Source organism: Flavobacterium ginsengisoli (assembly GCF_029625315.1).
In the GTDB taxonomy this organism is placed as follows: Bacteria; Bacteroidota; Bacteroidia; order Flavobacteriales; family Flavobacteriaceae; genus Flavobacterium; species Flavobacterium ginsengisoli.
The window spans coordinates 2,350,688-2,362,500 of the sequence record NZ_CP121110.1; the positions used below are offsets into that span (position 1 = coordinate 2,350,688).

Consider the following 11,813-nt stretch of genomic DNA (forward strand, 5'->3'; position numbering starts at 1 on the left):
CTGAACAGAAGAATCATTCCTTTCTAAAACTCTCTGGCGGCCCCAAATACGACTCCAAAACTTTTCCTTCTTCCGTTTCAATTACAATTTTTTGAAGCACTAAAGCAGAATCAATCGCATAAATTTTCAAAACATGATTTCCTGCATTTTCTATTTGATGAGTTGAGGTTATAATTTTAATATTGTTTGCCACCGATTCTGCCCAATTTTTCTCCGAAGAATCTTCGTTGAGGTTCATAATTTGAGGTTTTTCTGAATCGAAAGCAATTCCGTATTTTAATCCGTCCCCTATTTTAAAATTGATTGTCGGCGAAAAATATGCTTTTACCTTTACTTTTCCTTTACTGAAAAAACAAACATCATATTCTAATCTTGGCGATTGTTCTGAAATTTCAAACGGTTGAATATTTGAAGGCTTTATAGTTATTCCAGAATCTGTTTTACCCAAATTTGGAATTAAAGTCCATTTTACTAAATCTGAATTTATAGCTTTAGAATAATTTTTACTTTCTATTGAAATGTAACCGTCATTCTCTATAAAACCATGAGCATTTTCTAAATTTTTAGTAATCGATGTTTCAACCTTTGGAGAATTCTCAGTCGAAATTTTTGCTTGAGCTTTGATTGAAATTTCAACTGTTTTTGTTTTCGGAATCACATTTTTTTCTGGCTGTTGCCAATTATCGTAACCAATATGCGTTTGTGCCATCATGTGATTCCATTTGCCATTTGCCAATTTCGTATGATAATAATTGGTAAGCTCACTATCTTTTTCAAATAACTCTTTTACTTTTTCAGCATACGCATTTGCAACGGCATTACCTTGTGCTGCATACAACTGATTTTTGGCTGTTGCAACATACATTTCATTTAAATTGGAACTAGCCAAAACTGGAAACAAAACCAATTGGTAAAAAGCATCTTTATATTCTGGTTGTAATTTTTCGTTAATAGAATTGGCTTTTTCTACCAACTTTTGATAATCAGCAACAACTCGATCAGCTTCGTTATAATTGGTTACGCTGTATGTTTTAGCATCTAATAATTCCGGTTTTCTTCGCGCGTTGTATTTGGTATATAATTTTAAAATAGTGGCAATTTCTTCTGTAAACTGATTTCCGAAATTTTCTTTTGCCCAATTCACATAATAATCTTCTAGATTCTCCGCATTAAACTTTTCAGGATTCCAAGCCATATCCAAGAAAAAGGCAATCGGAAATTCCATTGGTTTGATATCGCCTACATTTACAATCCAGATTTTATCAACTCCATATTGATATGCTAAATCCATTTGTTCCCAAGTACGCTCAATTTGGTTCGTATTGATCCATTTATAATTTCTCGGTCCTCCAACATAATCGTAATGATAGTAAATTCCGTAACCGCCTTTTCTTGGTTTTGAATCAAGCTCTGGAAGTTTTCGAATATTCCCCCAATTATCATCACACAATAATAGTGTTACATCATCTGGAACAGTCATTCCTTTGTCGTAATAATCTTGAACTTCTTTGTAAAGCGCCCACATTTGAGGCGTTTCTTCAATCGGTTTTTTAGTTACTTCTTGAATGATATTTCGTTGGGTTTTGACAATATTTTCTAATAAATCAATTGCAGTTCCTTCCGTCATAGGTTCGTCACCGTCACCACGCATTCCGATTGTAACAATTGTTTCTTTATTTCCCATTCGTTTAATTCCGTCTTTCCAGAAATTAATCAAGGCTTCCGAATTGGTATTAAAATCCCATTTCCCATTTGATTTTCCCCATTCCGCGTGTGCTCTTGTTAATGGTTCATGATGCGAAGTTCCCATCACAATCCCGTATTCATCGGCCAAAACAGCATTCTGCGGATCTTCAACATAAAACATTCTGCCCCACATTGCTGGCCACAAATAATTGCCTTTCATTCTCAAAATCAATTCAAAAACCGTATCATAGAATTTTGAATTGAATCCGCCATATTTCTCAAAAGCCCATCCTGTTAAAGCTGGAGCTTCATCGTTTATAAAAATTCCACGATATTTTACTTTTGGTTCTCCCTGCGTGTGAACTCCAGGCAAAACATGTAATTCTGATTGTTTTTTCACTGGGACATCTGCCCAAAAATACCAAGGCGAAATTCCAATTTGATTCGATAAATCGTAAATTCCGTAAATCGTTCCTCTTTTATCTGAACCTGCGATTACAAGCGCTTTTTTAATTCCTTTAAACGGATTTTCAACAATCTGTGTTGTAAATTTTTCCCATTTTCCCTGAAGCGCACTTCTGTCGATTTTTCCTTTTTGGACTAATTGATCAATGATTTTACTTTTTCCTAATGTTCCAATTATGACAACAAAATCTTCTCCTTCAGAAATTTTTTTAATTCTTTTTGGATGTAAATCTGAAACTTTAAAAAGATCGTTTTCTAAATGTCCAACCACTTTTAAAACTCCTGCATAATCTTTATCATCAACTAAAATCGAAGCCGTTTTTCCTTTACTTACTAAAGGAAAGTTTCCAGCAGAAGCCTGATTTACTACATATTTATCTGGATTTATAGCGTACGAATTTGTACTTAATCCGATTAGGAGAAGTAATAGAATTAGACATGAAGTTTTAATTTTTAAACACATAGAATCATAGATTTTCTTTGTCTGCAAAAGGTATTTTATTTGTTTAAACAAACATAGTTTCTGCTGTTTTAAATCCGACAGGTTTAAATTCATTACAATTAGCACCAGTTTTGTCATTTCGACGTAAGGAGAAATCTTCGCAAGAAACTCTACAAAGATTGGGTTTACGTTTCGGAGCTACTAACGAAGATTTCTCCTTACGTCGAAATGAAAAAACAGTACGTTTATAATCTTAAACCTAACCTGTTAAAAAAAATGTTAGGATACTTAACTTTATTTATAGACCCAATTTATAACCAATTCCCATTTCCAAACCTCTCAATTCAGCAAGACCTTTTAATCTTCCTGTTAAAGAATAACCTGGATAAGTTTCTGTTGCTTCATCAACTCGATGAAGAAAACCATGATCGGGACGCATTGGAAAACTTATTTTGGTTTTGTTCATCAACAACAATAATTTCTCCACAATTATTTCCATTTTAACATCGCCGTTTAAATGTTCTGATTCCCTGAAAATAGTTTCGCTTTCGCGGATAGTATTTCTTAGATGTAAAAAGTGAATTCGCTCTCCAAAATCGTCAATTATTTTTTCAAGATTATTTTTTGGATCTGCACTTAATGAGCCTGTACAATAACACAATCCGTTTGCTGTTGAAGGAACGGCGTTGAAAATAGCTTTCAAATCGGTTTCTGTTGAAACAATTCTTGGAAGTCCTAAAACCGAAAACGGTGGATCATCTGGATGAATCGCTAATTTTTGTCCGTTTTGTTCTGCGATTGGCGTTACTTCAGATAGAAAGTAAATCAGGTTTTCTCTTAGTTTTTCGTTATTAATAGCGAGCATAATTATCTAAAAGCGATAAAATCTGTTCTGCCGTAAAATTGATTTTGCTTCCTGGCAATCCCAGTAAAACATTTTTAAACAGTAAAGCTTTTTCATCTTCAGATAATTGATTACCAAATTTTAAAGCTTTTTCTTTTTCAGTATCAGAATAATCATTTTCAGAATTCGGTCTTTTCAAAAGAAACACATCAAAATAAGTAAATGCATCCTGATTGTATAGTAAAGCTTTGCTTCCATCTTCATTTATAAAATTATGATTGGTTCTTACCCAATCCAGAATTGGCATAAAATTGTAGGTTATAATTTTGATGCCGCAATCTGCCAGATTCTTTAAACTGATTTTATAATTTTCAATGTATTGCAAATAATTTCCAGAAGCGCGTTTGATTTCTTCATGAACCGGAAGACTTTCAACCACAGTCCATTCCAAACCATAATTGCGAATGATTTCCTGTCTTTCTTTTATTGCTTCAATCGTCCAAATATCTCCAACCGGAATTTGATGCAATGCGGTTACAATTCCCGTTGCTCCAGCTTGTCGAATATCGATCAACTTGACGCTATCACTTGGACCGAACCATCTCATGGTTTGTTGCATTTTTATCATACTTCTCTTTTTTTATGCCACGAAGGTGCTAAGTCACAAAGTTTTATTTAAAAAAACTTAAAGGCAAAATACTTTGCGGCTTCGCGCCTTTGCGAGCTATTTCATCTAGACTTAAAATCCTATACTATTTCCGCCATCAACAGGCAAAACTGTACCAGTAGTATATTTTGATTCGCTTAAAGCGAAATAATATACCGCATCTGCAATGTCTGAAGGTTCTCCTAAAAAGCCCATTGGAGTTCTTCCTAATACTTTATTTTTTCTTTCTGGATCATTATCCAAAGCAGCAGACGAGACATTTTGGTTTTAATAAATCCAGGAGCAACACAATTTACACGTATTCCTGCCGGCGCTAATTCAGTTGCCATTGCACGTGTCATCGATTCAATTGCGCCTTTACTTGCCGAATAAGCAATTACTTTTGGGATCCCGTATTGAGATGCCATCGAACTAATGTTGATGATACTGCCGCTTCTGTTAGATTTCATATTTTTTATGACTTCGCGACTTACCGCAAAAACACTCAACAAATTGGTATGAATTATCGAAAGAAAATCTTCATCAGTTACCTCTGGAATTTCTTTTTTCATGTTGATTCCAGCATTATTTACCAAAATATCAATTGAATTTTCTTTTGTGATGCTTTCAATCATCGCAGGAATTCCAGCTAGATTATTTAAGTCAAAAATTATTGGAATAGCATTTTCTCCAATTTCCTTACAAGCATCTTCTGTTTTTTCTTTTGATCTTCCAATTATGTAAGTTTTTATTCCGTTATCACATAATTTCTTTGCTGTCGCAAAACCTAAACCTGAATTTCCTCCAGTTACAATTGCTGTTTTCTTACTCATAATTTTCTATAAAATATATTTTTTGTATACAGATGAAACGGATTCGTTATCGCGAAATCGCTGATTTACGCGGATTTTTTTTCTCAATTTCATTAAAAAAATCCGCCTTTTTTCCGTGTCTTTGCGATAGCAAATCCGTTTTATCTGCGTTACAATTACTCAAATTTATTATCCATTTCCTGGCGCAAAAGGAAATTTTAATGATTCAAAATGCTCTAAAGTTTGTGTTGGTTTTTCTACTCCCGCTGGAAGTTCTTTCCCTGAAAACTGCTGAAAATATAACAAACATGCATCGCGCCACCATTTTGCTTCTTTATACTGAATTTCTAATAGCATTTTTACTTCGTTAAAACGTTCGCTGTCAATATATTTTTCAGTTTTCTTCCAAACATTCTGTATTTCTTTTACCTGATTTACGCCTTCCTGATATTTCAATGCCATGCCATTCCAAAGTGTCTGACCGTTTTTCAGTTTATAATCCCATGAAACATGATGAAACCATAAAAGATCTTTTTCTGGGCAAGTTTCTAAATTATCAAAAAGTGTTTCAACTTCGGGTGCATATTGTGCAGTCGCATTAGTTCCCGTTTTTGATCGGTCAAAACCAATTCCGTTTTTGTCGGCTTTATGATAATAAGTCGGATTCCATTCTGGTCTTGATAAATTAGAAACCCAAGGTCCTGGTCCGTAATGATGTCCCGTATCCATAATATGATGTAAACCTAGCGGTGTCATATAATTTACAACGGCTTCGCGCGATTCTATCATGATATCTTTTACAGGTTTAATGAAGTTTTCGTCATTCGAAAATGTACATTTTAACCATTCATCAGCAATGGTTTCTGAATCCAAATACGGATTCCAAGCCAATCGCCCAAAACCATACCAATTGGCCTGTGCGAAAGGATGTCCTGTCCAGTTTAAATCGTTTCCGATATTGGCAACGCCAGCAATTCCAGTTAGTTTATTTTGATATAAAGTTCCATCTACAACTTTCGCAACAGTCGAACCTTTTCCTTTTTGATAGGTATCAGATTCCAGAACTTCTTGAAATAATTTAGGCAGAAAAACCAAATGTGTACTGAAACCTAAATATTCCTGCGTGATTTGAAATTCCATCATTAAAGGCGTTTTCGGCATTGCGCCAAATAACGGATGAAAAGGTTCTCTTGGCTGAAAATCGATTGCTCCATTTTTGACCTGAACAATTACATTTTCTTTGAATTTTCCATCATAAGGCTGAAATTCAGCATAAGCTTGTTTGGCGCGGTCATTAGCATCATGCTCAGAATATACAAATGCTCTCCACATAATTACACCGCCAAAAGGCGCAACGGCATCAGCAAGCATATTTGCTCCATCAACGTGATCTCTTCCATAGTTTTGTGGACCTGGCTGACCTTCAGAATTAGCTTTCACCAAAAATCCTCCAAAATCTGGAATTCGTTTATAGATTTCTGTCGCTTTATTTTTCCACCAATCAACTACTTGAGCATCTTTTGGGTCGGCTGTTTTTAAGTTTCCAATTTCGATCGGTGCCGAAAATCTTGCTGTTAAATAAACTTTTATTCCGTAAGGTCTAAAGACATTTGCCAAAGCTTCAACTTTTTCTAAATATTGTGGAGTCAGAATTAAAGCATTGGCATTTACATTGGTCAAAACCGTTCCGTTAATTCCGATTGAGGCATTCGCTCTAGCGTAATCAATATAGCGCTCGTCGATAAAATCTGGAAGTTTCTGCCAATTCCAAAGCGAAAATCCAGCATAACCTCTTTCGATTGTTCTATCTAAATTATCCCAATGATTCAGAATTCTGATATTTGTTTTTGGAGAATCAGCAATATTTAAATTTCTAATCGATTTATTAGTCTGGAATTTTCTCAGGAAATTGAAAACTCCATATAAAACGGCAACGTCATTTTTTCCTGTAATAATGATTTGTTTTTTGTTTTTAAAAGAAATGGATCTGATAATAAAACCTTCGTCATTTATTTTTTCAAAATCAGATTTTAGTTCATTTTTGATTTCAGCATTTAAACTTATTTGCGAACCAACGATTAGATTATTTTCTCCTTTTATATCTGATTTGATTTCTGGAATAACACTCAGCATATCTTCAAAAGCTGTTTTAAGTTCTTTCTCCGCAATTTTAATGGTTTCTGAATTTCCTAAAACAACAATTCCTTTAAGATTGTTTTTGTATTCTGAAGCCATTGCAGAATTACTCACGGCATTATACTGAAGCCATAATTTATAATCCTTTTGTGCCAAAGCCGAAAAGGAAATCAAAAGAAACAGGAAAACAAATCTTAATGAAGTCATCTGGTTTTAATTTATTCTTTACAATCACTATTTTAAAAGAATCAATGTTTTATTCTCAATTAAGAATATTTAATAAAATTTTAATTTAAAAAATAAATAATCTTAAATAAAACAACAATTGCAATCGGTTGCGTAAAAATATAAGATTGTTATTTAAGAAAAAAATTTTAACGCCGCTTTTTTCAAAAAAATAATTTTATTAACAAATAAAGGCAGGATAATTTAAAAAACTATCCTGCCTAAAGTACCGTAAATTTTAGATTTTAAGAATTCAGAGATTAGAATTCTTTACTGATACTTTATCTTTTGTAATATGCTACAATACTGGCTTTTGCCAAAGTCTGATTCCAAAGATTAAACCCTACTACTGCCGGATTTGTATTCTCATCTGTTCCCAATTTATCAGTTTTTAAAGCATAAACGGTAATGATATATTGATGATATCCGTGACCAACTGGCGGACAAGGCCCTCCAAATCCTTTAATACCGTAATCGGTAACACTTTGAATTGCTCCTTTTGGAACAAGATTTTTAGTACCTGCGTTAGTTACCAATTCGTTTACATTTGCTGGAATATCAACTACAACCCAGTGCCAGAATCCGCTTCCTGTAGGCGCATCTGGATCGTACATAGTTACAGCAAAACTTTTGGTTCCTTCTGGAGCGTTTTTCCAAGACAACTGTGGAGATTGGTTTTCTCCTGAACATCCAAAGCCATTGAATTCCTGAACTTTAGTAATTTCCCCTCCTAAATCTTTACTAGTTAAGGTAAATGTTTTTTGTGCAAAAATAGATGTCGAGAAAATCGCTGACATCGCTAAAATTAAACTAAGCTTTTTCATTTTATCTGATTTAAAATTTTAAGCAAAGTTAGATTTGGAATAATTGAATAATTTTAGGAAAAGGTTCAAAAACTGTTGCAAAAAGCTCAAACTGCTTTATGATGTTTTGGAGTTACGCCATATTTGATTTTATAAGCCTGACTGAAGCTTGAAAGATTTTCGTAACCAGCTTCAAAATAAACTTCAGAAGGGCTTTTTTCCTGACTCAACAAATAATGCGCATGTTCAAGCCTTTTGTTTTGAAACCATTTTATAGGAGATTCTGAATAGTATTTTTCGAATTCTCTTTTAAAAGTCGAAACACTCATATTACATAAAAAGGCTAATTCTTTTAAAGTCAGTTTGCTTAAATGACTGTTTTCGATAGTTCGAATGAATTTTTGCGCAGCATCATCACTGTTTGTAGTTAAAGAATAAAGAAAATTCGTTCCATATTTATCAATGAGATAGAACATAATTTCTTCAAATTTTACTTCTAATAATTTTGGCTGAATAGCTTTTGAAAGGTTAGCAATATCGACCAAACTTTCTACAAAACGTTTTAGAAAATCATCATAATCAAACGCATAAACTGATTTTGGCTCACTAGATTCTGAATTTTCAGATTCCATTTTTCTAATGAAATTATGAAGCATTTCGTTAGAAAAAAACAAAAGAACACTTTTATAAAGAGAAGTTTCAGAAGTTCTTTTTTCTGTCATTAAACAATTTCCAGATCTCATTATAATAAACTTAGAAGGTGTTATTGACAAGGCTTCATTGTCAAAAATAACTTCTTTTGTTCCTTCAATCAAAAAACTAATTATATTCTTATTTAAAATAATCTGCTGTTTCGAAACGTCTTTAGAACTATTGTAACCCACAACATGTACCTGTTGTGATTTTTCTAAATTCATTTCGTCTGGAAGTGTAATTGTTTTCATAAAAAATATTGGCTTACCAAATAAATCGATAAGCCTTATTATTTTGAATATTCTTAATTTTATTTCTGAGTAGATTCTCTTGCGAGTACTTCTGTGTTTAAAAAAGTAATTTCTTTAGCGTCATCATTTTTAGCCGATTTCAAATTCTTGATAATGATTTCTGCTGCCGCCTTTCCCATTTTTTCAGCTGGGTGTGTTATAGTCGACAAATTAGGATCGATAATCTGCGAAATCGGATCATTATTAAAACCAATTACTTTAAATTCTTCTGGCACTTTTATACCGCGTTTTTTAGCAGTTTGTACGGCGCTTACAGCAATAATATCTCCAGGAGCAAATAATCCGTCTGGCATTGGTTTCAAATCAAATAAAGCATTGCTGGCTTTCACACCGTCTTCGTAAGTAACTGAATTTAAATTGACAATCAAGTTTTCGTCTATATCAACATTATGATCTTTCAAGGCTTCAATATAGCCTCTTTTTCTTTCATTATATAAATTTCCTAATTCTGATCCTGCCGTAATGTGGGCAATACGAATACAGCCCTGTTCAATAAGATGTTTTGTAGCTTTGTAACCTGCTGAGTAATTATCAATCACGACTCTAAAAGTATTATAATCTTTAGGAACCCTATCGACAAAAACTAACGGAATATTATTGTTTGAAAATTGATGAAAATGTGACGTATCGCGCGTTTCCATTGCCAATGAACAAATTACACCACTCACACGATTACTGTAAAGAGATTTCGCCATATTGACTTCTTCTTCATAGGAGTCATGTGACTGCATAATGATTACAGTATAATCAGACTTTTGAGCCGTAATTTCGATTCCGCTGATTAATGAAGATAAAAAGGGCTGTGTAACTGTTGGAATTAAAACCCCAATGGTTTTAGTTTTATTACCTCGCAAACCTGCAGCCAAAGTATTAGGAACAAATCCCATTTCTTCTGCAGTTTTTTTCACTTTCTTTATAGTTTTATCACTAATTGTGTGATGGTCTTTTAAAGCTCGTGAAATGGTCGATGTTGCCAAATTAAGTCTTTCAGCAATATCATAAATCGTTACATGTTTATTTTCTTCCATAAAAACAACTAATAGAAGATGTAAATATAAACTATTTTCTCTCACGTTTATATTTTCAAAAATCACTTAAAAAATAAAACACATTACCTATGTTTCCTATCTTTTAAAATTTTACCATCTTTCGTAAACTCTAAATCAATATTATTGGTTAAATCGACATCCAAATCTTTATGCCCATAGTCTATATGAGTAATTTTTTCATTAGGATAATTTTTGGCAACATAAGCTTTAACTGCATCTGGAATAAAATCTGTTGGAATTGGATTATCTCCACCATCTACTTCTCGATAGGAACCATCTTTCCAGAACTCTACTTCTGTTCCGTCTTTTAGTTTTACTTCAAAACCTTTTTCTCCATGTTCAGCATCTTTTTTAGCAATTTCTATTGAAGTATCGCTAAAGTGCTTTTTCAGAAATTCCTGTGCTGATTTTGGAAGTTCTGTTACTTCAATTTTCTTCTGCGCACTGACGCATATTGTTATACATAGCAATATAATAGTAAAAAATACTCTCGTTTTCATAATTTCACTTTTTAAGTATACTTTCACTAATTTACAATAAGAAAAAGCACTTACAAATTAATTCAAGAAACATTTACCTCTATAACACATTGATAAAACAGCACTTACACCCAAAAAAGTTCTTAATTTACATCTTAAAATTTGTAATTTAGTATAAACCGTCAAACAAAAACATATGCGTTACATTTCTATTCTAGTACTTACACTATTAATTACATCATGCAAAAATGAAAATCAAGCTAAAATATTACCTGCTTATTTTACCTATAATCAAGATAAAGTTGAATCGGCTGGAGTAAAAATGATTCCAATAAAAACACCTATTGGAGAATTTAAAGTCTGGACAAAACGATTTGGAAACAATCCAAAAATAAAAGTTTTATTATTACATGGAGGACCAGCAATGACTCACGAATATATGGAATGTTTTGAAACATTTTTTCAAAGGGAAGGTTTTGAATTTTATGAATATGATCAATTGGGTTCTTATTACAGCGATCAGCCAAAAGACAGCAGTTTATGGACTACAGAACGATTTGTTGAAGAAGTTGAACAAGTTAGAAAAGCTATTAACGCAGATAAAGAGAATTTTTATGTATTAGGAAATTCATGGGGAGGAATTCTAGCAATGGAATATGCTTTGAAATATCAGCAAAATATGAAAGGTTTATTAGTATCAAACATGATGGCGAGTGCTCCAGAATATGGAAAATATGCTGACGAAGTTCTAGCAAAACAAATGAAACCAGAAGTTTTAGCAGAAATAAGGGCTTTGGAAGCCAAAAAAGACTTTAATAATCCAAGATATATGGAGTTATTGATTCCTAATTTTTATAAAGAGCATTTATGTCGACTTGAGGAATGGCCAGACGGTTTAAATCGAGCTAGCAAGCATGCAAATGGAGAAATTTACACTTTAATGCAAGGTCCAAGCGAATTTGGAATAAGCGGAAGATTAGCCAAATGGGACATTAAAAATCGATTACATGAAATTACGATTCCAACCTTAATGATTGGTGCAAAATATGACACAATGGATCCAAAAGCAATGGAAGAGCAAAGTAAATTAGTGAAAAAAGGACGTTATTTATACTGTCCAAACGGAAGTCACTTGGCCATGTGGGATGATCAAAAAGTTTTTATGGATGGCGTAATTCAGTTCATACATGATGTTGACGACAAAAAATTCAATTAAAACAAA

Annotated in this window: 9 protein-coding genes and 1 pseudogene; 1 reads left to right on the plus strand and 9 read right to left on the minus strand. The window is 33.1% G+C overall.

Going from position 1 to position 11,813, the window contains the following annotated elements; genetic code table 11:
- Positions 1-13: 13 nt before the first annotated feature.
- From P5P87_RS10925 to P5P87_RS10965, 9 genes and pseudogenes are all read right to left on the minus strand, one after another.
- On the minus strand, positions 14-2,641 hold the full coding sequence (locus tag P5P87_RS10925; RefSeq protein ID WP_278022566.1) for a glycosyl hydrolase 115 family protein: 2,628 nt from the start codon (positions 2,639-2,641) through the stop codon (positions 14-16).
- Between the two features lie 250 nt (positions 2,642-2,891).
- Positions 2,892-4,056, minus strand: a pseudogene (gene uxuA, locus P5P87_RS10930) (mannonate dehydratase).
- Between the two features lie 120 nt (positions 4,057-4,176).
- Positions 4,177-4,299, minus strand: a complete 123-nt coding sequence (locus P5P87_RS10935; protein ID WP_278022567.1) for an SDR family oxidoreductase — start codon at positions 4,297-4,299, stop codon at positions 4,177-4,179.
- Positions 4,300-4,310: 11 nt separating this feature from the next.
- Complete coding sequence (locus P5P87_RS10940; RefSeq protein ID WP_278022568.1) at positions 4,311-4,916, minus strand: SDR family NAD(P)-dependent oxidoreductase; 606 nt, start codon at positions 4,914-4,916, stop codon at positions 4,311-4,313.
- Positions 4,917-5,084: 168 nt separating this feature from the next.
- Positions 5,085-7,238, minus strand: a complete 2,154-nt coding sequence (locus tag P5P87_RS10945) for an alpha-glucuronidase family glycosyl hydrolase (RefSeq protein ID WP_278022569.1) — start codon at positions 7,236-7,238, stop codon at positions 5,085-5,087.
- Between the two features lie 299 nt (positions 7,239-7,537).
- The gene (locus P5P87_RS10950) at positions 7,538-8,080 is read right to left on the minus strand and encodes a YbhB/YbcL family Raf kinase inhibitor-like protein (protein ID WP_198858456.1); all 543 of its coding nucleotides are present in this window, start codon (positions 8,078-8,080) and stop codon (positions 7,538-7,540) included.
- Between the two features lie 86 nt (positions 8,081-8,166).
- Complete coding sequence (locus P5P87_RS10955; RefSeq protein ID WP_278022570.1) at positions 8,167-9,003, minus strand: helix-turn-helix domain-containing protein; 837 nt, start codon at positions 9,001-9,003, stop codon at positions 8,167-8,169.
- Positions 9,004-9,062: 59 nt separating this feature from the next.
- Positions 9,063-10,091, minus strand: a complete 1,029-nt coding sequence (locus P5P87_RS10960; protein ID WP_198858458.1) for a LacI family DNA-binding transcriptional regulator — start codon at positions 10,089-10,091, stop codon at positions 9,063-9,065.
- An 83-nt stretch (positions 10,092-10,174) separates the two neighbouring features.
- Positions 10,175-10,612 carry a PepSY-like domain-containing protein gene (locus P5P87_RS10965; RefSeq protein WP_278022571.1) on the minus strand — a complete coding sequence of 146 codons (438 nt, stop codon included), beginning with the start codon at positions 10,610-10,612 and terminating at the stop codon, positions 10,175-10,177.
- A 175-nt stretch (positions 10,613-10,787) separates the two neighbouring features.
- Here P5P87_RS10965 and P5P87_RS10970 point away from each other — a divergent pair, with 175 nt between their 5' ends.
- Entirely contained in the window at positions 10,788-11,807 is a 1,020-nt protein-coding gene (locus P5P87_RS10970) for a proline-specific peptidase family protein (protein WP_198858460.1), read from the plus strand.
- Positions 11,808-11,813: the final 6 nt, after the last annotated feature.

Coding starts and splice junctions, on each gene's coding strand:
- P5P87_RS10935 (WP_278022567.1), bottom strand. CDS start 4,299: ATGGGCTTTTTAGGAGAACCTTCAGACATTGCAGATGCGGTATATTAT.
- P5P87_RS10940 (WP_278022568.1), bottom strand. CDS start 4,916: ATGAGTAAGAAAACAGCAATTGTAACTGGAGGAAATTCAGGTTTAGGT.
- P5P87_RS10945 (WP_278022569.1), bottom strand. CDS start 7,238: ATGACTTCATTAAGATTTGTTTTCCTGTTTCTTTTGATTTCCTTTTCG.
- P5P87_RS10950 (WP_198858456.1), bottom strand. CDS start 8,080: ATGAAAAAGCTTAGTTTAATTTTAGCGATGTCAGCGATTTTCTCGACA.
- P5P87_RS10955 (WP_278022570.1), bottom strand. CDS start 9,003: ATGAAAACAATTACACTTCCAGACGAAATGAATTTAGAAAAATCACAA.
- P5P87_RS10960 (WP_198858458.1), bottom strand. CDS start 10,091: ATGGAAGAAAATAAACATGTAACGATTTATGATATTGCTGAAAGACTT.
- P5P87_RS10965 (WP_278022571.1), bottom strand. CDS start 10,612: ATGAAAACGAGAGTATTTTTTACTATTATATTGCTATGTATAACAATA.
- P5P87_RS10970 (WP_198858460.1), top strand. CDS start 10,788: ATGCGTTACATTTCTATTCTAGTACTTACACTATTAATTACATCATGC.